This window comes from Neobacillus sp. BP17 (genome assembly GCF_059579525.1).
The window spans coordinates 1,983,532-2,007,930 of record NZ_CM184198.1 but is presented as its reverse complement, the minus strand read 5'-3'; the positions used below and the strand labels follow the sequence as shown (position 1 = coordinate 2,007,930).

The 24,399-nt window shown below is 36.5% G+C and carries 20 protein-coding genes and 2 pseudogenes; 10 read left to right on the top strand and 12 right to left on the bottom strand.

Annotated features, from left to right (window positions below; genetic code table 11):
• Positions 1-145 precede the first annotated feature (145 nt).
• Positions 146-1,534, bottom strand: a complete 1,389-nt coding sequence (locus AC4QJR_RS09685; protein ID WP_496525996.1) for an aminotransferase-like domain-containing protein — start codon at positions 1,532-1,534, stop codon at positions 146-148.
• A gap of 241 nt (positions 1,535-1,775) precedes the next feature.
• Between AC4QJR_RS09685 and AC4QJR_RS09680 the strand changes: the two genes are divergently transcribed.
• Positions 1,776-1,922 carry a hypothetical protein gene (locus tag AC4QJR_RS09680; protein WP_375376113.1) on the top strand — a complete coding sequence of 49 codons (147 nt, stop codon included), beginning with the start codon at positions 1,776-1,778 and terminating at the stop codon, positions 1,920-1,922.
• A gap of 396 nt (positions 1,923-2,318) precedes the next feature.
• On the opposite strand, the gene AC4QJR_RS09675 is transcribed toward AC4QJR_RS09680, so the two are convergent.
• Positions 2,319-2,522 carry a hypothetical protein gene (locus AC4QJR_RS09675; RefSeq protein ID WP_496525995.1) on the bottom strand — a complete coding sequence of 68 codons (204 nt, stop codon included), beginning with the start codon at positions 2,520-2,522 and terminating at the stop codon, positions 2,319-2,321.
• 120 nt (positions 2,523-2,642) lie between these two features.
• On the opposite strand from AC4QJR_RS09675, the gene AC4QJR_RS09670 reads away from it, so the two are divergent.
• From AC4QJR_RS09670 to AC4QJR_RS09655, 4 genes are all read left to right on the top strand, one after another.
• Positions 2,643-3,089: a MarR family winged helix-turn-helix transcriptional regulator gene (locus AC4QJR_RS09670; protein WP_098575123.1), complete on the top strand. Its 447-nt coding sequence runs from the start codon at positions 2,643-2,645 to the stop codon at positions 3,087-3,089.
• Between the two features lie 176 nt (positions 3,090-3,265).
• Entirely contained in the window at positions 3,266-3,454 is a 189-nt protein-coding gene (locus tag AC4QJR_RS09665) for a hypothetical protein (RefSeq protein ID WP_496525994.1), read from the top strand.
• A 69-nt stretch (positions 3,455-3,523) separates the two neighbouring features.
• A complete protein-coding gene (locus AC4QJR_RS09660) occupies positions 3,524-4,009 on the top strand; it encodes an ArsI/CadI family heavy metal resistance metalloenzyme (RefSeq protein ID WP_496525993.1) in 486 nt (161 codons plus the stop codon).
• 67 nt (positions 4,010-4,076) lie between these two features.
• Positions 4,077-4,292, top strand: coding sequence for a hypothetical protein (locus tag AC4QJR_RS09655; protein ID WP_375377418.1), 216 nt, complete (start codon positions 4,077-4,079; stop codon positions 4,290-4,292).
• A 408-nt stretch (positions 4,293-4,700) separates the two neighbouring features.
• On the opposite strand, the gene arsC is transcribed toward AC4QJR_RS09655, so the two are convergent.
• The 4 genes from arsC to AC4QJR_RS09635 form a co-directional block, all read right to left on the bottom strand.
• Positions 4,701-5,123: an arsenate reductase (thioredoxin) gene (arsC, locus tag AC4QJR_RS09650; RefSeq protein WP_496525992.1), complete on the bottom strand. Its 423-nt coding sequence runs from the start codon at positions 5,121-5,123 to the stop codon at positions 4,701-4,703.
• 26 nt (positions 5,124-5,149) lie between these two features.
• Entirely contained in the window at positions 5,150-6,205 is a 1,056-nt protein-coding gene (arsB, locus tag AC4QJR_RS09645) for an ACR3 family arsenite efflux transporter (protein WP_496525991.1), read from the bottom strand.
• A 25-nt stretch (positions 6,206-6,230) separates the two neighbouring features.
• Positions 6,231-6,578, bottom strand: coding sequence for an ArsR/SmtB family transcription factor (locus AC4QJR_RS09640; protein WP_496525990.1), 348 nt, complete (start codon positions 6,576-6,578; stop codon positions 6,231-6,233).
• Positions 6,579-7,497: 919 nt separating this feature from the next.
• Positions 7,498-7,818, bottom strand: a complete 321-nt coding sequence (locus tag AC4QJR_RS09635) for an IS110 family transposase (RefSeq protein ID WP_496525989.1) — start codon at positions 7,816-7,818, stop codon at positions 7,498-7,500.
• Here AC4QJR_RS09635 and AC4QJR_RS09630 point away from each other — a divergent pair.
• Both AC4QJR_RS09630 and AC4QJR_RS09625 read left to right on the top strand, forming a co-directional pair.
• Positions 7,777-8,010, top strand: coding sequence for an aldo/keto reductase (locus AC4QJR_RS09630; protein WP_496525988.1), 234 nt, complete (start codon positions 7,777-7,779; stop codon positions 8,008-8,010). The genes AC4QJR_RS09635 and AC4QJR_RS09630 overlap by 42 nt on opposite strands.
• On the top strand, positions 7,902-8,708 hold the full coding sequence (locus AC4QJR_RS09625; RefSeq protein WP_496526649.1) for an aldo/keto reductase: 807 nt from the start codon (positions 7,902-7,904) through the stop codon (positions 8,706-8,708). The genes AC4QJR_RS09630 and AC4QJR_RS09625 overlap by 109 nt, the downstream gene beginning before the upstream one ends.
• A gap of 69 nt (positions 8,709-8,777) precedes the next feature.
• On the opposite strand, the pseudogene AC4QJR_RS09620 reads toward AC4QJR_RS09625, so the two are convergent.
• Positions 8,778-9,998: pseudogene (locus tag AC4QJR_RS09620) on the bottom strand (IS110 family RNA-guided transposase).
• 782 nt (positions 9,999-10,780) lie between these two features.
• Here AC4QJR_RS09620 and AC4QJR_RS09615 point away from each other — a divergent pair.
• From AC4QJR_RS09615 to AC4QJR_RS09605, 3 genes are read left to right on the top strand one after another with little or no spacing between them, the layout of a single operon-like run.
• A complete protein-coding gene (locus tag AC4QJR_RS09615) occupies positions 10,781-12,274 on the top strand; it encodes a spore germination protein (RefSeq protein WP_496525987.1) in 1,494 nt (497 codons plus the stop codon).
• A gap of 8 nt (positions 12,275-12,282) precedes the next feature.
• Positions 12,283-13,368: a GerAB/ArcD/ProY family transporter gene (locus AC4QJR_RS09610; RefSeq protein WP_496525986.1), complete on the top strand. Its 1,086-nt coding sequence runs from the start codon at positions 12,283-12,285 to the stop codon at positions 13,366-13,368.
• A 13-nt stretch (positions 13,369-13,381) separates the two neighbouring features.
• Complete coding sequence (locus AC4QJR_RS09605) at positions 13,382-14,512, top strand: Ger(x)C family spore germination protein (protein WP_251456042.1); 1,131 nt, start codon at positions 13,382-13,384, stop codon at positions 14,510-14,512.
• 1,038 nt (positions 14,513-15,550) lie between these two features.
• Here AC4QJR_RS09605 and AC4QJR_RS09600 read toward each other — a convergent pair.
• The 5 genes and pseudogenes from AC4QJR_RS09600 to AC4QJR_RS09580 all read right to left on the bottom strand — a co-directional run bounded on the left by AC4QJR_RS09600 (position 15,551) and on the right by AC4QJR_RS09580 (position 24,373).
• Positions 15,551-15,763: a hypothetical protein gene (locus AC4QJR_RS09600; RefSeq protein ID WP_496525985.1), complete on the bottom strand. Its 213-nt coding sequence runs from the start codon at positions 15,761-15,763 to the stop codon at positions 15,551-15,553.
• Between the two features lie 21 nt (positions 15,764-15,784).
• Positions 15,785-16,773 (bottom strand): annotated as a pseudogene (locus AC4QJR_RS09595) (ROK family glucokinase).
• 147 nt (positions 16,774-16,920) lie between these two features.
• Positions 16,921-21,198: a glycoside hydrolase family 66 protein gene (locus AC4QJR_RS09590; RefSeq protein WP_496525984.1), complete on the bottom strand. Its 4,278-nt coding sequence runs from the start codon at positions 21,196-21,198 to the stop codon at positions 16,921-16,923.
• 248 nt (positions 21,199-21,446) lie between these two features.
• Positions 21,447-23,123: a glycoside hydrolase family 13 protein gene (locus tag AC4QJR_RS09585; RefSeq protein WP_496525983.1), complete on the bottom strand. Its 1,677-nt coding sequence runs from the start codon at positions 23,121-23,123 to the stop codon at positions 21,447-21,449.
• Positions 23,124-23,125: 2 nt separating this feature from the next.
• The gene (locus AC4QJR_RS09580; RefSeq protein ID WP_180230013.1) at positions 23,126-24,373 is read right to left on the bottom strand and encodes an extracellular solute-binding protein; all 1,248 of its coding nucleotides are present in this window, start codon (positions 24,371-24,373) and stop codon (positions 23,126-23,128) included.
• Between the last annotated feature and the right edge of the window lie 26 nt (positions 24,374-24,399).

Below are 24,399 nucleotides of genomic sequence, written 5' to 3'. Positions count from 1 at the left end.
TCATTCCTTTTTAATAATAACTAACTTCACGTTAGAATACGCTGAATTTTCAGTTACTTTTTCAGAACATCTTAACACACGCAAAAAAACCATACAACAATATAATTGTATGGCAAACAATATTATGAATGTAAAGCAAATTCAATTAGGTATAATCGTTTAGTAAACCTTTGAGAATGATCAATCCTTGCTCAAGCTCTTCGAGTGTTTCTGTTGCACTTACTGCAATTCTTACAGCACGCTCTGGACAACTATTTCCAACTACAAAACGTTCTGCCGCAAACACTTGTACCCCATGCTGGGCAGCTACCTTTTCAAATTCCACACCTGTGATTTTGCCTGGTAATCGTAACCAACGAAAAATGCCTGCTTCAGTACCTAAACAGGTATAGTCTGACAAATATTGATTTACGACTTGGTTTCTACGAATCGTTTGTTTCCGATGACTCTTAATGATGTTTTCAAATTGATTTGATACAATCGTACGTGCCGACAGTTCTGCTAATAATGGGGAAACCGATATATTAAGATTATAAAGTGCCTTTGAAATTGGCTTCTTGAATCGACTCGGCACGGCTACATAGGCTAGGCGTAACCCCGGTGCTATTGATTTCGATAAACTCGCAATATAGATAACCTGTTCTGGAGCAAATGATGCTACTGCTGGAATTGGATTTTCGTTGAGGAGTTGATAGGTCCCATCTTCGATAATGAACTGATTATACTTTTTGGCAATTGCTGCAATCGTTTTTCGGTTCTCGACAGACAAACAGGAAGCTGTTGGATTATGATAATCTGGAATTAAATATATGCCTTTAATATGGTCATTTTTACAGGCATATTCAAAGGCATTTGGACTCATTTCATCATTCTCTGACTTTATCGGGACTATTTGCACACTAAGCATCGCGGCAATCGTTTTTAAGCCAGGGTAGGTATGGTGGTCAGCACCAATGCGATCTCCAGGCTTACAAAGACTTGCTAATGTAGCAGCAATCGCATTTTGACCACCATTTGCAAATAAAATTCGATCAACGGTTGTTTCAAATCCACCTCTTCGGATTAGCTTTTGTGCTGCAACCTTTTGCCAGAGGCTTTCCCCTGCTCGACCATACCCAAACCATTTTGCATAATCAGGCTCTTGAAGCATATTTTTCAGTTGGAGTAGTAGTAGCTCGTATGAAGCATTATCTGGTAGTGTCGCTCCCATTTCAATTAAATGCTTCGGCTTTGTATCTTCAAGTAAATACGAATTCGATAACGCATCAAATGATACAAATGTGCCACTTCCCACAGAGGCACTTATCAATCCCTTTAACTCACACACTTTTAATGCTTTTGAAATGGTACTCAAATTTAAATCTAAATAATCGGCCAATTCGCGCTGTGGGGGAAGCTTTGTTCCGGGTAATAAAACACCGTTTAAAATATCTTGTTCCAATTGCCCTGCAAGTGTTTGATAAATTGGCTTTTTTGTTTTATCAATCGATGGCTTCCAGCTCATCGGATAGTTTTCAAACGAATTAATCGGCATGATACGCATCCTTTTTCATACAATTATATGATTGTGTGGTTTATAAAACAATTGCAGGCTCATTTAGCTAAATCAATAACTTATTCCACTCACAAAGTATTGCAACAAGAAAAAAGGATCGTCTCTGCAACCTCTTATTGACAGACACTCATTGGTTTCGTTAAGGCCTCTCCGATTATGGTCCCTTGCTGTTGATTAATTGGATACGTTTCGGACACTCTAGAAATAGGAGGTGCTCTTCATGTATTCTTGGATATACTCTCATTTTATAAACACAGGCTGGTTTGTCATCACTGTGTTCTCGATTCCTTTAGTTTTATTAGCTTTTTTATTATACTTTGAGGTAAAACAGCATATGCAAAATAATGACGGTGGTCAAAATCAATAGTACATAGCGTTATTTCTTCCATATCTCGCACCATTACCCGCACATATCCCAAAATACCGCGTTCATTCTATTATATTCCCCCGGTAGGTATATTCGTAATATCCTCAATAATTCCGACAAATAAATGATTTTAAAAAGGATAACGCTTACAACTTAGCGAATATATACATTGAGTTACTAATAAAATACACGGAGGGATGTCTTTTGTTGAACTGCAAAAAATGTGAAAAAGAGTTTTATTTCCAAGTTACGGAAATGAATGTCCCTGGAGGCAAAGTGCGTGAGAATATAAATTGCCCACATTGCGGTGAAACAAATGGCTCAGTTCTAACGAGCGGTGTCGTGTATATTCATAAAATTGAGGAAAACTCTAAGAATTAATTAACTATCGATACTTTACACGACAAATGGGCCCTTGTATATAGGGCTTTCTTTAATTTTTGTACAAATAAAAACGCCATCCACGAGTGAGGAAATGATAAACGATTTTTGGTCTTCCTCCAACGTGGCTATCTTATCTTCAATTCCCTGATTATAAATTTTCAAAATCGATTCCTGATCATTTATTGAAGCCAGTCTTGTTCTATATTCCTCTTTCATTACTTTATCCCCTAGATTTTTATCTGCTTACAACCAATATATAAAAAATTTTTAATTTCCAAACAAATATTGGTTGCATTTTGCAAATAATTTGTATATAAATAAATCAGAGGTGAAAAAATGGAAAACGTGAGAGAATTGTTCCAAGTTATGACAAGGCGATTTGGTCTTTTAAATAAAAACTGTTGTCAAATAGGTGAAACTGAAATTTCTCTTGTACAGAGTCATATCCTTTATGAAATTCTACGTCATGATAAACCTTCCATGCAACAGGTTGCTGATACTCTGGGGATGGATATAACCACTTTTAGTCGCCAAATCCAAACACTAGTAAAGATGGAACTAGTTAAAAAAGCGCCTCTTCCTGATGATAGACGTGTTTCAATACTTACTTTAACTACACAAGGAAATTATGTTGCTGCTAAAATTGATGCGGAAATGAATCAATATTTAAATGAAGTATTTTCACATATGAGCGAATTTGAACGTGAAATGGTTATTAAATCAGTCAAATTACTTAACGAAGCAATGTCAAAATCCACTGTTTGTTGTAAACCATTAATTTGAGCAAGAATCACTTGCTCTTTTAATAAAATAAATACTTGCAAATTGCAAGTATTTGAAAGGAGGGATTTTTTCAAAGTCGATAAATTTTCCGATTGAACTTACTATCCCACTTTACCAACTTTCAAGCATACCTGTTTTAATTTTTTATTTCTTTGATTAATAGGGGGGGATTCATCATGTTTAACGAGTATGGAGTATATCAAATCATGAAATTACGTCAGGAGGAAGCGGAAATAAAAGCCCGAAATGCTTGGAAATTTGCAGATTTCCATAAGGAAACATTTCTTGAAAAAGTCATAAAGAAATGGAATGAAGGTCGAAATTCATCAAGAGTACAACCAAATTGCTGCAGTTGCGCTTGTTAAACCGTTGCTTATTAAATAAATCCCAATCATATTATTGATGATTAATTAAATTATTAGGAGGAAATTTAAATGAAATATGCACATATTGGTCTTAATGTTACTAACCTAGAAAAATCCATCGAGTTCTACAGTAAAGTTTTTGGAGTTGAACCAGTTAAAGTAAAGCCTGATTATGCAAAGTTTCTTCTTGAAACACCAGGATTAAACTTTACCCTTAATCTTCGAGATAAAGTAAGTGGAAATCAAGTAGGACATTTTGGTATTCAGGTTGAAAGCACAGATGAGGTTAGTGCTCACAAGAATAGACTCGAAGCAAACGGTATTCGTACACAATACGAAGAAATAAACACCACATGTTGCTATGCTCTCCAAGATAAATTTTGGGTTCTTGACCCTGATGGAAACGAGTGGGAGTTTTTCTATACAAAAGCAGATGTTGAAGTTAACAGTGAAAATGCTTCTTCTTGTTGTACTCCTGAACCGACAGTTGAAAAAGTGGAGCAGTGTTGCTCAACGACTACTCAAAGCAAAAATACAACTAAATGCTGTTCTTGAAATACTTTAATGATCAAATGAAGGGTCTCATTTTAAGTAGAGACCCTTTTTATAGGGGGATAATTGTATGACCGTGAATCATGCAGGTGCATTAAAGAAAGAGTATTTTTTATCTTATTTAAACCTAATTAGACTTTCACGAAATTGTACGATTGAGCAAGCAAAAGAAATTGCCATGGAGCTATTTTTCCATTACAACATCGAGGAATACGGCTCCCAAACTTATCAACAATTCTTAGCTGCATTTTATGAACTAACAGATAAATTAAAAAAAGACCAGTAAAGGTCTTTTCTAACAGCATCTTCCCGTATTACCGATCATCGAAATTCCATAACCATTTCCACTACGATCAAGGATAAGGTCTTCGGTGTTGGGTTCAATAATTGGGTCAATTGCTACTTTTATATCATTTATAGTGACGATTATATCGTCTGCTTCTGGCTCATCCAGAGCCAGTCCAATCCTCGGCTGTCCTCAGCCAAAGCCATCAAAAAAGATACGAATGTTTTTAGCATTCTCTTTTTTGAACATTTTTTTAAATTCATCACGTGCTTCATCAGTGATTTTCATGTCCATTTCCTCCTGCTTGTTTTACCTATTTATTTTAATCCACTTCTTTATAATAAAGTAATAAAATTGCTTAAAAATTAAAGCCAGGAGAGTATAAAATCTCCTGGCTATCCAATCCTCTTACTCACCAGTTTCAGCAAAACGCTTAATGCGATCTCCGATTTCATCTCGAACACGTTGAAAGAATGCCCATTTTTCTTCTTCACTTCCTTCTGCCTTAGCAGGGTCATCAAATCCCCAGTGTTCTCGTTTTACATGTGGAGGAGTTACTGGGCAGTGTTCTGCTGCATGTCCGCATAGCGTAACAACCAAATCAGCATTGTTTAAAATTTCAGGGTCGATAACATCAGATGTCTGGTTTGAAATATCGATTCCCACTTCTGTCATTGCTTTTACTGCATTAGGGTTTAATCCGTGTGCTTCAAGCCCAGCACTTTTCACTTCCCACTCCTCACTTAGATGCTTTATAGCCCAACCTTCTGCCATTTGGCTACGGCATGAGTTACCAGTACATAAGAAATAGATTGTTTTTTTGTTTTCCATGTTGATTTCCACCTTTATTATTAGTTTTAGGCTGCATGTTCTTTAAAGTATTTTCTTTTGAACCATAAAGCCACGTTTACTAAAGCAATCATCACTGGCACTTCTACAAGTGGTCCAATGACTGCTGCAAAAGCTGCACCAGAATGGATACCAAATACACCAACAGCTACCGCAATTGCTAATTCAAAGTTATTACTTCCAGCAGTAAAAGCAAGGGTTGTGGTAACAGGATAATTTGCTCCTATCTTCCTTCCCATGAAAAAGGAAACAAAGAACATTATTACAAAGTAAATTAATAAAGGAATTGCAATACGAACTACGTCTAATGGCAAGCTCACAATAGTGTCCCCTTTTAATGAGAACATAAGGATAATCGTAAAAAGTAAAGCAATTAATGTAATAGGACTGATTTTAGGAATAAACACTTTCTCGTACCATTTTCTGCCTTTAGCCTTTACCATTGTAAAACGTGTAATCATTCCAGCTATAAAAGGAATTCCAAGATAGATGAAAACAGATTTAGCCACTTCAATCATCGTAATGTTTACTACTGCCCCCTGGATTCCAATCAATTCAGGGATGATGGTTACAAACACATATGCATAAACAGAGAAGAACAACATTTGGAAAATAGAGTTGAATGCCACTAAACCTGCTGCATATTCCGTATCACCCTTTGCAAGATCATTCCATACAATGACCATTGCAATACATCGAGCTAAACCGATCATAATAAGACCTACCATATATTCTGGTTTATCAGGAAGAAAAATAATGGCTAATAAAAACATAAGAACTGGTCCAATGATCCAGTTTTGTACAAGGGATAATACTAATACTTTTACATCTTTAAATACACGCCCTATCTCCTCATAACGAACTTTCGCCAATGGAGGATACATCATTAAAATCAAACCAATGGCAAGTGGAATCGATGTTGTTCCTATCTGCAAGCTGTTCATACTATCGACAAAACCTGGAGAGACAAACCCTAATCCTATTCCGATTGCCATAGCAAGAAAAATCCAAAGTGTTAGGTATCGGTCCAGGAACGATAGACGTTTCTTTTCTGTCTTACTCATTTTCTCACTCCCTAATTAAATAAAACTAACAACCACATCGGAATGTGGGATTGTTTTTTTCAATCATTTTGATTTTTTCTGTTTGATCAGGTACATGCTTTAAAATATCTTGTATCATTCCATATACCTCAATTTGTTGATTAAGGGAATAGTAAATCCACTGTCCTCTTCGTTCTTCCTTTACCATTCCAGCATCTTTTAATTTTCGAAGGTGCTGACTAATGGATGGTTGACTCATTTCGAACACTTCAAGAAACTCACAAACACAGCATTCCCGTTGTTTCAACATCGCAACAATGGATAATCTTGTTTTATCCCCTAATAGTTTTAATATGTTTGCTGATCGCTCTATATCAACCACTGATTTCAACATGAAGAACACCTCCTCTTATTTTGATATTGTTCATATGTCAAAGATGACCTAATAATTGCATAGTCTCCTTCAAATCAATATATAACTATTTGCTTATATATTAGTTTTAAATTTAATTGATTTCAAGAGCTTAATTGTAAAGATACTGTAAATATACAAAAGATGCTACCCCCTCTGTTTTCTTAACAGTCATAAATTTATCAAACAGCTCATCCAATGTCAGGATATTTGATTCAGTTTTGGGTTTCATTTTGCTGCCCTCTCTAATCTTCCCTAGGTTCGGCTTAACCTATTTGGGCGAATCTTGGTCTGCATAAAAATAACCTCCAAAAAATAATTATTTGGAGGTTACAGGAATTGTTCTCTACAGTTTCGCCAACAGCCCCTCTACAGTCTTGTCAGTAGATAGAGGTGAGACTGTGAAGGAATATGTAAAAACTTTATTCAAGTAAATCTACAAAGACCTTGATAAATCAACTTTTATGGCGGGACTGCGTGAGAATCGGACCCACCAGACCTGGCAAGCAGGTCTCGAGCAGTTTTGAAGTTTGCTGACACCTGTTTTTCTGATATCTCCATGTATCTTCAAGTGCTGATAAATCATGGTTTCTTACTTCCTAGTGTTTTCATGTGTCTTTAATATTAAAAATTTGGGCACCAAGCATGGCACCAAAGCACCAAACCATATTTATTTTGAAATATAAAAAAGGCGCCTTTTTATAATTATCTTTTAGTCATTTAGGTCATCATTGACCATTATGACCTGAAATTAAACTAAAAGAAAACAGGATAATCAGAAATCAAAATAAATAATTAGGTGAGCTCAACTCTGTCAAGGTTGTAAAGTGAATCTGATTATCACAGAATCATTTGAAAACGTTGGTATAATAGGCTTATCTTTTACAATTATATGATTCAATCAGAAGTAATTGGTGGCAAAGGCATCTACGGCATCTGTCTTTACTTTTCTTAAACTTGATCCTCTTGCCTTGTATGAAATCAAGGGGTTGATAATAATTAATAAATAACCTCGTTCTTCCAAATAATGAACGACAGGTGTTTGATAGTGCCCAGTAGCTTCTAGTATGATTGAAGGCTTCTTACCAGACTCTTTTTTCACATCCTCCAGAAACAATACAAGATAACTTAGCCCTTCAACTGTATGAGATACCTTAAAACTCTTTCTGAATATGGCTATATGGTAAATGCTGAACGTAGCGAAAGCATTGCAACAATCCACTCAGCACTTGAGGAAGGCATTACACTCTTTGATACAGGGGATTTCTATGGCGATGGACACAATGAATTACTTCTACGTGAAGCATTCCAAGGAATCCAACGGGAAAATGTGTTCATTTCAGAAAATTCGATGGCAAGCTCCATTCTCAGGGCAAGAGTCATCGAAAGAGTGATAACCACCCTCATACAGTAAAGAATTTCCTTGAGGATACCCTACTGCGCCTAGGTGTTGAATACATCGATCTTTATCAACCAGGCACAGCCTGCATCGATCCAAACGTACCAATTGAAGAAACGGTTGGTGCCATTGCCGATATGGTAAAGAAGGGATATGTGCGTTATATTGGTCTTTCTGAAGTAGGAGTAGATACAATTCGTCGCGCACACGCTGTACATTCTATTAGTTGGCTGCAAATGGAATACTCACTATTTAATAGGGGTATTGAGACCACTATTTTGCCTACTTTACGGGAATTAGGCATTTCGCTTTCGGCTTATGGTGTTCTCTCTAGAGGGTTACTGAGTGGTACATGGTCTAAAGAGAGAGTACTAGGTTCAGATGATAAGCGCGTTAATGCGCCGCGGTTTACCAATGAAAACCTTGAAAAGAACCTAGCCCTTGTAGAGTCCTTGCGTGAAATTGCTAAAGAAAAGCAAGTAACTGTTGCGCAGCTTGCTATCGCATGGGTTCTATCTCGGGGTAAAGATGTTATCCCATTAGTTGGAGCAAGAAAGAGATCACAACTTCAGGATTCACTCGGTTCACTTGACCTGAATTTAAGTTCAGACGACCTTTTACGAATTGACAAAGCCGTACCTCCAGAACTTGTCGCTGGTGAATACTTTCCTATACCGCGGGAGAAATGGTTTTTAAACTACCATGAAAATTAACTTCTGTAATATTCGTAAAATGGCAATACTAAAATAGACGCAGCTCATTCATTTTGAATCGTGACTGGATTAAGATGCTTTAGGTTCTTCCAACGTAACGGTGTATCCTAAGCTTTCGAGTCGTCTCAGTGAATGCCGAACGATATATTGTTGTCTCTGCTTATCAAAGTTGTCTTCGCCTAGGTCTACATACATTTCTTTTCGGGTTAAGAAATAATAAGAGATACGTAACATTGCGTGAGCAACTACAATACCAGCACGTTTCTTACCCTTTCGGGATGCTGTACGTCTATACAGTGCTCCGAGATAGTTTTTGGATCCTCTTACTGAATGAGCTGCTTCGGTTAACGCCGATCTTAAATACTTATTTCCTTTTTTAGTTTTGGCTGATTTTCTTTTTCCGGCACTTTCATTTTGCCCAGGAACTAATCCTGCCCAAGAACACATATGAGCTGCAGTTGGGAATTATTTCTTCACATCAGTCCCAATTTCGGATAGAATTTGCTCAGCCATTCTGGTCGCTATACCAGGAATCGAATCCAATCGTGATACATCTTCTTGATGAGAGCTGACTCTGTCCGCAACTTCCGTATCAAGCATCTCGATTTGCTCAGTAAGAAAATCAATATGACCTAAAATGGTTTTTAACATGAGGCGTTGATGTGAATTGATATAGCCTTTTAGGGCGAGTTCCAGTTCTTCTTTCTTCTTCATGCTGCGTCGAACGAAGTTTGCTAGTTTTTCAGGGTCCTCTTCACCATCGGCAATGGCATCAAGCATATCTCGTGCTGAAACACCCAACACATCTGAAACCACAGATCCCAACTTAATGTTCGCGCCTTCTAATACCTTTTGGATTAGATTATGTTGTCTGGCACGCTCCTCGATAATACTTCGACGATAGCGAACGAGTTCACGCAATTCACGTTGATTTCGGTCAGGGATATAACTAGCTTTAAGTAGTCCATGGCGAAGAAGTTTGGCGATCCATTCTGCATCCTTTACATCTGTCTTTCGTCCTGGAACTGCCTTCATATGTTGGGCATTCACCACTAAAAACTCAATATCCTCGGCTTCTAGTAAATTCACAATAGGCTTCCAATAAACACTCGTGCTCTCCATGGCGACATGAGTACAATTATGTTGTTTAATCCAGTCAACCAACTGTAATAGAAATACAGTTTTAGTAGAGAACATTTGAGTCTCCTTTCCTTCAGGTGTCAAAATACAGGCAGTAATATTGTCCTTATGGACATCCATACCGCATGCTCTTTCAATGACTACATCCATTGAAAACATCCTTTCTACGGCGATCATTATAATTAGAGGCTGGTGCAACAACCAGAATAGGATTAATCTACCATGTGTGCTTCCCGTAAGGGAGCGACAGTCAGTGGTGCACCGTGGTCGGTGGAGTCAGACTAACGGATGGGCTCTAACGCACCATAGTTCATTGACCTTCCTCTCCCAGCCGTAGAATCAGTATTTACGGTTCCAACCCATTTTCATTCTCTGTAGTGAAGCGCTGATTTTTGCGCTTCATGGCTGGCTAACGGGTGCAAGTGTTTAAGTACGGAGATCGCTGCGGCGATCTTTTCATTTTGTTCTAACGGGGCAGTTTAGTTGAAGAATAATTTACATTTGACTAAAAATATAAAAACATAAATTGGTCCGTGAGAGAACATGAACGTTAACACAGCTAAATAAAACATATTGTGTCTTTTTCAACGGGTGCGTTCAACAAAAGAGTGCAATACTCCAACTGAAGTAATGCTTTAAACTATCGCTCACCATATAGTTTTATACAAAATCATAAACAATCCTTATCACCAAAAATGATTTTAGTTTACCGTTATTCATGATACGGTTCTCCGTACTGTATCTAAGTGAGGTTTTTATTCACCCTCTTTACAGTACACAGCTACTAATGCTGTTTCCACACAGTTTTTAGTCCCAGAAATCACTTTCTGTTCAATACAAATAAACATTCAAAGGTCAATCCTTACTTCTTTGTTAAAACAAGTATAAAATAAATGCCTACTTCAAATACTAAAAAAAATCTATTGAAGGATATGTTTCAATTGAAAATCCATCTAAATAAAAATAACTGCCCTAACTATGAAAAAATTAAATACATCCTAAACGAATCACCAGACTTAATGTGTAGAACACTTGAAGTTGGTGGAGATTGTCTCGAAGTTATTTTTATGAAAAATTTAATTAAACATGAGTTTCTAAATGAGTATGTAATTAAATACATTCAACAACTTCCAATAGAATACATAACTTTCTCTTACTTATTGAAAAACATACCAATGGACGAAGTAAAGACAAACTTTGATGAACAAGAGGTTATCTCTTCCCTCTTAAAGGGATTCGTTTATATTTACTTATCAGTCGAAAGTAAAGCATTTATGGTAAATTGCACTAACCCTATTGAAAGGTCTATCGAGAAAGCTGAAACAGAATCATTGGTATACGGTCCTAAAATATCATTTACAGAATCATTAACTTCAAATATAAAAATTATAAGACAAAATCTAAAAGATTCTAATTTGTGTACAGATGAACTAGAAATAGGAGAACGTGCTAAAAAGCAAGTAAGAATTATATATATTAAAGATATAGCGGATGATGACATACTTAAAACACTTAAGGAAAGGTTTGAAAAAATAAAAACTGACGATATAAGTGACAGTTCAGTATTAGCACAATGTCTTGAAGATAATCATTACTCGTTTTTTCCACAGTTTATATTAACAGAGTTGCCCGATCGATTCCTCTATTCTATTTTAAACGGAAGGATTGGTGTTCTAATAGATAGAAGTCCCGTTGCCATTATAGGACCTGCTAATTTTTTATCATTTTTTGAATCAACAGAAGATATTTATTTAAGATGGTCCTTAAGTACTTTTATTAGATTTATACGATTATTTGCTATGGTTGGGTCACTCCTCTTTACAGCATTCTATGTTGCAACCATTACCTATCACTTTGAACTTATTCCATCTAAATTGTTAATAATAATTGGTCAATCCCGTTCACAAGTTCCTTTCCCCCCTTTGCTAGAAGCACTTTTATTGGAATTTTTAATTGAATTACTTAGAGAAGCAGGGGCACGCCTTCCTTCAAAAGTAGGTCAAACAATGGGAATTGTTGGAGGGATTGTTATTGGCCAAGCAACTGTTGAGGCGGGCTTGACTAGTAATATTCTAATTATTATTGTGGCATTTAGTGCATTGGGGGCGTTTATGGCTCCAATTTATGAAATGGGAACTGCTATAAGAGTTGCCAGATTTCCTTTCATCATTCTAGCAGGTATTTGGGGATTAAATGGAATTATTATCGGTGTCTGTGTACTGATGGTCCACTTGTTAAAATTAACATCATTAAACAAACCTTATCTTGCACCTTTATACCCGTTTAGGATCGAGGATTTAAAATATTTCTTAATACGTCTCCCACATCATTTTTATATGAAACGTCCTATTGTCAATCGTCCATTAAATGCAATCCGCACCAGGTGGAAATCTAAAAAAACAGAAAAAGATTTGGATGAATTTTGAGGTGGATAATGAAATCAAATATTAGTTTTGTAAACGCCTATATTGCTTTCTTTATCATACACACTTCGCAAATTGGGATGGGCATCCTTGGTGTTCCTAGAATAATTTATCTTGAAGCTAAGCAAGATGCATGGATGTCCATTTTACTATCTGGTCTATACATTAGTCTTATCACTTGGATTATGATTAGCTTACTAAATAAATATGAAAACTGTAATCTTTATGAAATACACGAAATTTTGTTTGGTCGCTTTCTAGGTAGTATCATCAATACCTTTATTGTCATTTACTTCATTGCAGCCAATTACTCTATCATCATTGGTTATATAGAATTGTCCCTAACATGGGGCTATGAAGGGTTTTATGAATGGGGAGCCACTTTAGTACTATTATTACTAACCATTTATGCAGTATCAGGTGGATTCAGAGTAATTGCAGGGATATGCTTCTTATCCTTTATAATGACTATATGGCTGGTATTTGTGATGTATCAACCACTAGATTCCATAAAGTTTACTAGAATTTTACCCATCCTGTCTGCTTCCCCTTCAGAATTGATGAAAGGAGTCTTTAAAAGTAGTTATACCATGTTGGGTTTTGAGACTTTATATTTTATTTTTCCCTTTATAAAGGAGAAAAATAAAATACTTTTTTTCAGTCAATTAGCAGTTTGGTTTACCACCCTCCTTATTTTATTTTCAACTGTTATTTCTATATTATTTTTCAGCCCAAAAGAATTAGAAAGGCATATCTGGCCTATTGTCAGTATGATAAGTTCTGTCCATTTTCCATTTATTGAGCGTTTTGAATTTATAGCCGTTTCATTATGGATAATAGTCATTTTTCCGAATTTATGTACATACCTATTTATTTCTTCAAAAGGAGTTAAACAAATATTTCACTTAAAACAAAAACACGGAATATGGGTAATTTCTATCATCATTCTTATAACCAGTCTTTTTATCACAAAAAGAGTCGACAATAACCTTTTTTTTGATCAAGTTAGTCAGGTTGGCTTTTACCTATGGTTTATCTATCCGATATTCTTATATTTCATTTCAATCATTAAATCTAAAATCTTTTCACGTTCTTAACGGAGTTGAAAAAATGAAAAAATGTTTTATTCTATTGTGTTCCCTTCTCTGCACTGCATGTATGCCCCCTGATAAAACATTAGAAAGGCAAGGGATTTCAACAATTATTGGTTATGACTTACTTGATGAGGATACATACAAAGGTACAATTAGCTTGTTACAATTCGACCGTAAAGAAGAAAAGACAAGTGTAACCATTTCTGCCGTCGGAACGACAAGCAAACAAATAAGACAAAGGTTAGAACAACAGACAAGCCACGACATTACTTCTGGACAACTAAGGACAATATTATTTGATAAAGATATGACTGAAATGTTAGGAATTGCTTCTTTTTTAGATACCATGCAACGTGACACCAGCATTGGGTCTTTAATATTTTTGGCAATTACAAACAATGCTGAGGATACGATTAATAATAATAACTATGAAGAATTCCCTGACATGGGATCATATATTTACCAATTATTAGATAAACACGAAAGGAAGGAAATGTTAATAGACTCCAACTTGCACGATTTTTTCTCCTCACTATATGATATTGGTATCGATCCTACCTTACCTATTATAGCGAATAAGAAGGGTGTAGCCCCCTATATCAATAGTGTTGCATTATTTAAGGGTGATAAAATGGTGGGTTCTATCTCTTTGAAAAAAACCTTGTTCATAAAATTATTCACTAAAAGAGATGCTTTTTTGGGAGATATAACATTTAACATTCCTGTTGAGGTTTTAGAAAAAAAGGGAGTAACACTAGTCGAAAAGATAAAAGGAGATAAATTTAATATTACCATTCGCCCAATAAAGTACCGTGGAAAAATTGAATTTTCTAAAGAAGAGGCGGTAAACCTAAACGCCACTATTTCAGTTTCAACTATAGAATTACAGCCTGCTGTGACTTTTAAAAATAAGGAATCCATAAAAAAATTGGAGCAAATACTTGAGGAAGAACTAAACAAAGAATTAGGGGATATTCTTGAGGTGTTTAGGAAATTAGAAATTGATCCAATTGGCATTGGAAGAAAAATAAAAAGTATTCGAAAATATTCCAATACTAATGAAGAAGATTTGAGAGAAAAGTATTCCAGATTAAAGTTCAAACCAAATATAACGATAGAAATAAAACGAACTGGGGCAGTTGATTAGTAAAGATAATGATAAAGTCTTATTCTTCCATGTATCAATATGTAAAACCATAATTAACTACAATCCTTGTTCAACAATTGGGCCAGATTGTTGAACAAAGATCAAACAACACTTTCAACATGAGAAATTATGTAAATGATGAAAATCCATAATTGGCGGGACTGCGTGGGAATCGAACCCACCAGACCTGGCACGCAGGTCTCGAGCAGTATTGAAGTTAGAGGAAAAGTGTTATTTCAAGTTTTTTTAAGTACTTAATAGTTATTGGTAATCCTTATTCTTAAAGGCTTTTTTAGGCACTGTTATAAATTTGGTTACTAATTATTATCGGAAGTTATTTTTAGTTCGTTACCAAAATGTTACAAACTTATTTCTATTCGGAACCCGCCCTAAGTTACCGACAACATCTGCAGATCCTTTTTAAGTGGTCTGCAGATTATTTTATTTATTTTTTAATTTTTACTTTTAATCCATTACTAAATTGACCATTAATCTTTGGTATCGTAAATGATCTCAACCTTGTCAAGGACGAGTCTTGTATTCTTTCTAATTATTTATTGTTACCGACAGTTTCTATTAATCTTTATTTATAAGTTGACTTGAGGGATCTCTTTGACATTTCACATAAATAATGTTCCATATTTAATCCCCTTTCTCTAATCCACTTTTAAGACAATTATGATTTTAAATCCCTTTATAAGAAACCGTTTCATCACAAAAAAGGTGTCTTATATTACGCATCTCTATCATTCTTTTTTCTTATAAAAGGATAAGGTGTTCTTTATTAGTATTAAATAGCGATAAAGGACATCTTTTAAAAATATAAGGAATAATTGCGTAGAAAGCATCCTAAAATTCACAATAAAAAAGTAGGGAAACCTCTCACGAGGCTTCCCCCTATTTTAAACCCTATGTGCCCTACTAAGGCAGCTTTCTAACATGATACCGCCCTAATCCCCTGGGACATATGGTTTTTTACTAATATTCCATCCTGTGTTTTTACTACAAACAACATTTAATTTAATAGAACACAATAGTTCAAATGAAAGGACCACTAGAACTATTATCTCTAAAAGATATTAACCCTGTTTTCTTGACAGCCATAGGCCAACTTAATTTTAATCTTCGACAAATAGTTGTACTTAATACTTGGCCCTTCCTCTTGAATAAATCATAATCCCTTTGCTTGGTTGAACCAATCCGAAGTAATTCTTTTTTTAGGTCTTCAAGGGTTTCTTCATTTGATTTCAACAAAACCACCCTCCATATATTTTAGATCAACACGTTTTTTATTAATTTAGTCAAGTGTTTTTTTACCAGCCAAGCTCCTCCAATTACGCCTGCATTATTTCCTAGTGTTGCAGGAACAATCTCTACACCTTGGGCTACTCTTGGAAAAGTAAAGGAAAAAAACTCCTCTCTCAAATTACTCAAAAGTGCGTTACCTGCTTTTGACACTCCGCCTCCGATGAAAATTTTTTCAGGATTTAAGCCATTAGCTAAATTGGCCAAAGCCAATCCCAAGTGATATGCAACTTGTTGGATTATTTGCTTCGCAAATTCATCCCCTTCGTTTGCAGCATCAAAAACTTGCTTGGCTGTTATTGCTTGATTTTCCTCATGAATTCCCCTTAATTTACTAGTACAATCATCAAAAGCTAGTCGTTTTTGAGCTAATCGGACAATTCCTGTTGCAGATGCAACGGTTTCTAAACACCCCGTTTTTCCACAATTACAAGGTAAACCATCTCTGGGAACAGAGGTAATATGATCAATTTCTCCGCCAGCTCCATTGGTACCATGTACAATCTCACCGTTGACGATAATCCCGCCTCCTACGCCTGTTCCTAAGGTGACACAGATTAAGTTCACAGCTCCTTTGCCTGCACCTTTCCACATTCCTCCTATTGCTGCAATATTAGCATCATTTTCAACAATAACTGGTAAGGATGTTTCCATTTCAAGAATTTCCCGTAAAGGAAATTTCTCCCACCCTAAATTTACCGCCACTTCAATGGAACCGTCTTCTTTATTAACGGGACCAGGTGCTCCTATTCCGATACCTATTAACTTATTTTTTTTTCATATAATTCGTTTAACTTTTGATCAATCGATTTTGAGATAGTTGTGGGAATATGCTGACCCCTTTCCCTTTTGTCCGTTTCTATTTCCGAACTTTTTATAATCTCACCATGCAAGTTAACAAATGTTTTAATGGTGGTCCCACCTATATCCACACCAACAAGCCATTTTTCTTCCATAACTATCACTCTTTTTCCCTTTTTATTTATATGATCTTTAAAACTATCATTACATTTTCTACCTAAAAAAGGGACTTGGCTTTATAAAAATAGAAGAATAGAGTGAGATTTATACATTACAGATAATCTCACTCTATAAATATCATACTATTTTATTTTCTCTGTTTTTTTATTTTCAATTCCGTCGCGGTCGATGACAATCATTTCCCAGTATTCCAAGCTTGGAAGGGTAATGACTAACTCTTCCTTCTCCCATTTATACTGAAGTTCTTTTAATTGTCCCTGGTCGGCATCCGGACTAGCTGAATAAACCTTTAAGTCAGGCAGTTCTTGTTGGCTCATTCCTATTGGGTATCGTACTGTTAATTCTTGATGCTTAATTGGTTTTGATGCTGCATTTCTCCAGTTGGAATCATTATTTAATAGATTAATGAGATGAACTACGTCATAGTCCTCAAAACCATTATTCTTGTTTTCCCTAACAATTGACCAAATAGTATTTTTCTCTCCATCTCTGCTGACTTTTAGTGGCTGGCCTTTCTCTTCGGCCTTTATCATCCGATCCGTCCCTTTACTATCAAAAAGCAGATTTTCGTAGGCAGCAAAAAACTTATAATAATCCTTCATAGATTCTTTAAGAGATTGACTCATTTTTTTACTGCGATTCGGATAATATTCATGTGCCAACATATTAGGTCCTTCATCGTATTTCTCAGCTGTACCCATTTCAATATGTGTCGCGCCCATTGCCGCGAGTCCCGCATCCATTAAACGTACCGATGGTTCATCAAATAGTCCAACGGTCATACGACGTAAATTAATAGAACCCTTTTGATTATCATCCTGTTTCAACGTGATCGTATGTTTACCTGAATCTAAACCTGGTAATACCACATATCCGTCTTCACTATAGGTATCTATATTTTTTGTAGTATTAAATGCGACCGTATACGGATTCCCTTTGTCATCTAACACTGGTTTTCCATCCACATAGATTGTTCTTACTGTGTCGGCTCCTGCATTAGAATAAGTAAATATAAAACTAGTTTCTCCTTTTTCCTTTAAATCTACGTCAAAAGTAACTTCATCCCCTGCATGTCCGAAATTTAATAACGTATCTTTATAGATTTGCATTGTAGGCAGAGAATTAGTTGATTCGGCATGATACTTTTTACTTCCGATTTGTAAATAATCTAGCTTCACCCCATCATCATCTAGATTCTCGACTTTTATGGTAATCTTATTTTTTCCTTCTTTTAAAGGAATTCCTGTCATAGTTTGATCTTTCCAATTATTACTGTAAGCAAAATTAACATCATCTATTTTCTCGTTATTTACATAAACAGAACGATTCGCCTTTCTTTTTGACGAAGAGTCATTGTTATACCTCCATGTCAAATCATACTTCCCTGCATTTGCTGTATTTACATCAAAAGTCAGGAAGTCCCCATCCTCGTTAAAGTCGTATATATAGCCTTCTGATGTCGTAATTCCATTACCTTCCGGAGCAAAAGCTGCCTCTTCGACTTGATATTCCTCATCTCCAACCAGCAAACTATCTAAATTGATATACTCTCCATTTGAAGCCAATTCAAATAACACCTCATGCTGGCCGGCAGGTACAGTTGCTTTAATAGACTTTTCCACCATTGCACCGTCCCAGCCACCTGGTGTACTGGCAAAAATATTCTCAGAAACCGTTTTCCCGTCCACATATGAGTTATTTGCTGGTATTAATTTTCCATCGACATAAATATTTACCCTTGGATTATTACCGGTACGATATTTAAACCGGAGAGTATCTGTTTCTTTTTCGTTATTAACGGTAAAGATGGCCCGTTGACCTGCCTGACCAAAATTATCGGTTTTTCCAGGAGATACAGAAATGCTGCTCGTTCTAGCCTCAACAGGACTCCAGCCTAGATCGGTTTTTTCTGCTTCAATTACTTGATGGTTTACTTCCAACTGATCCACTTCAATACCTTTTTCAGTGGTTTGATCTTCCATCTTCAGTTGAATCTCATTTGTTCCTTTATAAAGATAGAATGGTACATGAACCTTGTTCCAGCCAGCGTTTGTCTGATTAAAGTGAACGATTCCTGCTTTTTTTCCATTTACTAGAAGACTGCGTTCTGTTTCCGCTCCAGCATTTTTATATGTAATGGAGATTGGTAACTCTTTAGACTCATCTGAATCCACTTTGAAAGACAGATAATCTCCCTGCTGTTTAAAGTTACTAATTTGATTACTTGCTGTTTCTATTATTGGCTTCTGAGTAGGGTCCCAGCCAACAGTTGATTTTTCCGCTTGATAGCGAGAATCCCCTATCTTAAGATAATCTACTTTAGCGCCTGTATCATTTACCTTTTCTACCTTTAATACCACTTTATTTTCTCCTGCTTTTAAAGGCACTTGAATAGCTTCGGAATCATTAAATATCTCCCAGCTTCCAGTTGGTTCTAATTTAATAGAATTAGATATGAGCTCATTATTCACATACAGATTACGATTGACCGCCGTTGTTCCTACACTATAGCCAAATTGAATTGGATAAGTTCCAGCCTGGGCCGACTTTACCGTAAACTCGATATAATCTCCGTCTATCTCAAAATTTTCCACATGTCCAATTTTATCAACTTTACAACTGATTAATTCTGCATCTTCAGCTTCATATTCTTTTTCAAACGAATCGTTTTTAACCACCATACTATCTACGTTTAGCCACAGATTGTTGGTGTTAAGTTGAAGCTTAATTTTATTGGTTCCTTTTTCTAAATGCAGAGATAAATTCTTATTGGCAACTGGATTTCCCCAACCTGTTTTTTCATTAAAAGTAATGGCATTCTCTACAAGTTGGTTATTAACAGATAACTTCCCTTCTGGGCTAGCCTCATTATCATGTCCATATTTGAGATCCACATTGTAGGTTCCTGATTCCGGAACATCCACTGTCCAAATAATTTGATCCTCGTCTTGTCTTCCGAAGTCCCCTACCCAGCCCGGGACTTTTTGAATACTAGAGGAAAATCGCTCTGCTTTCGGAATACCTTTCACATCTGCAGCCTCATAGTGAATTCCGGTTGCCTGCTTATAATTCATATATCCTGCAATAACCACAGCTTTTCCGCCGTTTGTCTTACGAGTATCTTCTACTACTTTAACTAGATCACGATAGTTGTCCTTGTCCTGCCAAATTTCACTGTAATCAAAATCCGTGTTAGTCGTTGGCTTAGGGACATCCTTGTAGCCTTCATTACCTCCAACCATGTTAAAGGTAACAAAATCCTTCTTACTATTATTTTTCACAAGTGAATCTTTAACCGAATTGATTAGTGAATCATAGTCCTTGGAAAAATAACGTTCCTCACCATTGTAGTCATATAAGTAATCATTATCATTTGCGCCCCATTGATCAAGATGCATTCCATCAAAGCCGAAATCGTTTACACTTCTAGCAAACTGTTTGTTAATATAAGTTTGCCAAGATGGATTACCTGGATCCTGAAGGTAAAGTCCTGTATTTGCCCAGTCAAAGATAAAACCTTCCTGATCCTGTTGAGAAGGATTGGGAAACTGGGCATTCTTCCGATACAGTCCCCATTCTTTTTTTACACCGAAATCCTGATAATTTTCCCTTGCCGCGTAGTTCATTTGATAAGCCATGGCGGCTGCATTATATTTTTCCGCAGCTTGAACCTGTTGCTTTATGGTAAGCGGAAACAGCATTCGGCCTAATAAATCTTTGTAAACTGTATTTGAACCGATTTCTTCAGTAATAAAATTTCCGTCTTTATCCAAAATCGGTTTCCCATTACTGCCCGTTTTGGAATAAACCGATACGTCATGGCGCCACATCCAATCATAAAATTGGAATCCATTTAAATAATATTCCTGTGTAAGCTGCTTCATCTTTTTATCGCTTTCAACGGCTGTCTCTTTAGGAAACTCCGTCGTATACCCGTAACGTGGATAGTGAGTCCAATCACTGGAGACATCAATTGCAGCGGTTAGCGTTTGATTGGACCCCTCGATTGAGGCTTTTACCATATAACCGCGGAAGTCATCAGCAGGTGGAGTCCAGACGATTTCTAATCCCTTTACATCCCTCTTGACCTGAATATTCTTCTTTCCTTCCGCTACCTTCTCATTTAAATGATAGACGTCCAAGTTAAGTGTACCTTTCCATTCCTTAGATGAATCGAAAAGTAGTGACATTGTCACTTTTTCCCCCGGATTATAACGGGCTTTATCTACTAAAAAGGCTTGAATTGGTTCACTTGGCAGCTGCTTTTTAGCAGCCTCATAAATATTGGGACTTGTGGCGTGAGCTTTTGTCATTGGTATCAACGGCAGAGAAGTTAGAGTCAAGTTTAATGCAACTAAACTAGCAATTGGTAATATTCGTTTCTTTTTGGATTTTTTCATGGCTTCCTCCTTAAATTCTTGAGATATTGTGAACAAAAGACTCCTTTCGAAATGAGATGATAGGTTCATTTTCTTATAGACAAAGGTAACTTGTAACCGTTAACAATACTTTTTTGGTGTCTTTTATTTTGTTCTTTAGAAGTAAACTTGATTTCGATAGTGTTTTATATTAATAGGTGAGAAATAAAAAACACCAAAAGAACTCCACGAAAAAACCCTGCCAATCAGACAGGGTTAACAAATAAGGATTATTTTATTAAATAAACTCGTGCTTCATATGGCTTCAGGCTAAATGAGGTAACAGGTACTTCTTCATTAACCTCATAGTTGCCAATTAACAGTTCAGGCTTAATAAATTTAATATCATCTGGAAATTCAATTGGTGCATCTTCACCAGAGAAATTACACAAAACCACTAATTTCTCATTTCCTAGTGTCCGCGTATACGCGTAAATCTTTTCATCAGCTTCCAAGATTAAATCGTATCTACCATAGACAATCACCTCATATTCCTTACGAAGTTTAATCAACTTTTGATAGTAATGAAAAATCGAATCTTGATCGGCAACTGCTTGAGCTGCATTGATTTCCTTGTAATTAGGATTCACCTTTAACCATGGTTTCCCTATCGTAAACCCAGCATTTTCACTGTTATCCCACTGCATCGGTGTTCTGGCATTATCACGGCCCTTTATATAAATGGCCTCCATGATTTGATTGTGATCTTCCCCGCCTTCCACCACTTTCTCCATATACATATTGTGGATTTCAATATCGTTGTAATCTTCTATTTGTTCAAAGCAGACATTGGTCATACCAAGCTCTTCCCCTTGGTAGATATACGGAGTCCCTTTCATCATATGAAGAAAGGTCCCGAGCATTTTGGCAGATTCAACCCTGTATTCCTTATCATTTCCGAAGCGGGAAACCATTCTTGGTTGATCATGGTTATTTAGATAAAGACTGTTCCATCCTTTACCTTCCAAATCATTCTGCCATTTGGACATAACTTCTTTTAGGTCAGATAACTTCCAAGGCTTTACATTCCATTTACCTCCAGGACCTGAATCCAAATCCATATGCTCAAAGGTAAAAATCATGTTCAACTCTGTTCCTTCATTGTTTGCATACTTTATGGCATCTGTGGTAGTGGCCCCAGGGCATTCACCAACGGTTATAATGTTATATTTTGAAAGAACTTCCTGATTCATTTCTTGCAAATACTCATGGACACGCGGACCATTCATAAAGAAATCTCCGCCCCAGTCGTATGGTTTTCCCCCAGGAGCACTCGGAAGTCCATCCACTTTTGAAATCAGGTTAATCACATCCATTCGGAATCCATCAATCCCCTTATCCAGCCACCACTTCATCATGTCATAAATTTCTTTTCTAAGCGTAGGGTTTTCCCAATTCAAATCAGGCTGCTTTTTGCTGAACAGGTGTAGATAATATTCTTCCGTTGCTTCATCATATTGCCATGCTGAGCCGCTAAAGAAAGAGGTCCAATTATTCGGTTCTGTCTCGTCCTTGCCCGGCCTCCAGATATAATAGTCACGATATGGGTTATCCTTTGATTTACGCGACTCGACAAACCAGTGATGCTCATCCGATGAATGGTTCACAACCAGATCCATCATCAGTTTCATATCACGTTCGTGTAGCTGTTTCAATAGCTCGTCCATATCTTCCATCGTACCAAACTCATTCATGATTTTTTGATAATCACTGATATCATACCCATTGTCATCATTTGGGGACTGATAAACTGGTGACAGCCAAATGACATCCACACCTAATTCTTTTAGATAATCTAGTTTAGAAATAATTCCACGGAGATCTCCGATTCCGTCTCCATTGCTATCCATGAAGCTTCGCGGATAAATTTGATAAACGACACTATTTTTCCACCATTGCTTTTCCATCTTTATCTTCCTTTCTCTTTCAGAAGTTGGTTATCTATTTCCTTGGCTGCAAGAGACATTCCCTCTTTAGCGCCAATTTGGTCAAGGATGATCATCCTAATATATTTTATATAAATTTCTTCAATCTCGGCCCAATTAGCCAAGGGTGGTAATGAAAAGGAATTCTCTAAACCTGCAATATAACTATCTATGTAACCAGCCTCTTTAATCGATTCTTTTATATTCACCCCTTTTGCAGTGGGCATAAGGCCTGTTTTCATTAAAAGCTTTTGTGGCTCCGAAGTGGCCATCCATTTGACAAATGTCCAACTAGCTTTCGGATTCGTGGCTCCTTTCATGATGACAAGATTCTCTCCACCAAGAATAGACCCTTTTCCGTTTGTAACAGGAAACGGAACTGAGATAGTATTTTTCATAATTTCTTCAAGCTTTTGAGGAGATTGAATACTATAAAACCAAGGACCTTCATCAATCATTAAATACTTTCCATCGATGACGCCCTCCCAAGTATCCGAATTCCCTGATGCGTTAAAGAGGATGCGTAATTTCTCTGCGGCTTGAATACTTTTGGGACTGTTTAAATATCCTTCTGCCTTTTTTAAATCGGGACTTAGTATTTTCCCGCCAAACCCATAAAAGTAAGGCAGACTTTCCCAAGCCGTATATCCAGTCAGACCTATACGGTAGTTGTTCTTGAGAATCAAATCCAGTAATTCATCCATATTACCAGGAGGACTAGTATATCCAACATTTTTAAGGAGCTGGCGATTGAAAATGGCCACCTTCGTATTAGTATTAAGGGGGAGGCCGTAATATTTTCCGTTAAGAAGGTTTGATTTTAATGGTGCCTCAAGAAAACCTTCCTTTACCTGAGTAAAATCATTGAAATCACTGACAGAATAGATTTGTCCCATCTTTGCAAAAAATGGAACCCATGAAATATCCATACGGACGATATCAGGAGGTCTCTTGGCTGATGCTCTTGCTAGAAGTGTCCACTTTAATTGTTCACCATATGGCTGACGGACAGGCTTGACATCAATATCGGGATGCTGTTTTTCAAATAGAGGAATGACCTCGTTTTCAAATACTTTTGTTTCCTCTTCACTATAAGTATGCCATACAATAATTTCTTCCTTCTTTTTGTCCGCTTTTGAAAGAGAATGGCTTCCATACATAATCGATTGGTTATTACAGCCTGAGATAAACAACAATCCTGCTAATACGATTCCTAAAAGCCTCCAATTCAAAACCAGCATCCTCCTTCCGTATCAGA

Excerpts from the sequence above, each read along its gene's own strand:
- AC4QJR_RS09685 (WP_496525996.1), bottom strand. The coding sequence starts at position 1,534 with ATGCCGATTAATTCGTTTGAAAACTATCCGATGAGCTGGAAGCCATCG.
- AC4QJR_RS09680 (WP_375376113.1), top strand. The coding sequence starts at position 1,776 with ATGTATTCTTGGATATACTCTCATTTTATAAACACAGGCTGGTTTGTC.
- AC4QJR_RS09675 (WP_496525995.1), bottom strand. The coding sequence starts at position 2,522 with ATGAAAGAGGAATATAGAACAAGACTGGCTTCAATAAATGATCAGGAA.
- AC4QJR_RS09670 (WP_098575123.1), top strand. The coding sequence starts at position 2,643 with ATGGAAAACGTGAGAGAATTGTTCCAAGTTATGACAAGGCGATTTGGT.
- AC4QJR_RS09665 (WP_496525994.1), top strand. The coding sequence starts at position 3,266 with ATGTTTAACGAGTATGGAGTATATCAAATCATGAAATTACGTCAGGAG.
- AC4QJR_RS09660 (WP_496525993.1), top strand. The coding sequence starts at position 3,524 with ATGAAATATGCACATATTGGTCTTAATGTTACTAACCTAGAAAAATCC.
- AC4QJR_RS09655 (WP_375377418.1), top strand. The coding sequence starts at position 4,077 with ATGACCGTGAATCATGCAGGTGCATTAAAGAAAGAGTATTTTTTATCT.
- arsC (WP_496525992.1), bottom strand. The coding sequence starts at position 5,123 with ATGGAAAACAAAAAAACAATCTATTTCTTATGTACTGGTAACTCATGC.
- arsB (WP_496525991.1), bottom strand. The coding sequence starts at position 6,205 with ATGAGTAAGACAGAAAAGAAACGTCTATCGTTCCTGGACCGATACCTA.
- AC4QJR_RS09640 (WP_496525990.1), bottom strand. The coding sequence starts at position 6,578 with ATGTTGAAATCAGTGGTTGATATAGAGCGATCAGCAAACATATTAAAA.
- AC4QJR_RS09630 (WP_496525988.1), top strand. The coding sequence starts at position 7,777 with ATGGTAAATGCTGAACGTAGCGAAAGCATTGCAACAATCCACTCAGCA.
- AC4QJR_RS09615 (WP_496525987.1), top strand. The coding sequence starts at position 10,781 with ATGTTTCAATTGAAAATCCATCTAAATAAAAATAACTGCCCTAACTAT.
- AC4QJR_RS09610 (WP_496525986.1), top strand. The coding sequence starts at position 12,283 with ATGAAATCAAATATTAGTTTTGTAAACGCCTATATTGCTTTCTTTATC.
- AC4QJR_RS09605 (WP_251456042.1), top strand. The coding sequence starts at position 13,382 with ATGAAAAAATGTTTTATTCTATTGTGTTCCCTTCTCTGCACTGCATGT.
- AC4QJR_RS09590 (WP_496525984.1), bottom strand. The coding sequence starts at position 21,198 with ATGAAAAAATCCAAAAAGAAACGAATATTACCAATTGCTAGTTTAGTT.
- AC4QJR_RS09585 (WP_496525983.1), bottom strand. The coding sequence starts at position 23,123 with ATGGAAAAGCAATGGTGGAAAAATAGTGTCGTTTATCAAATTTATCCG.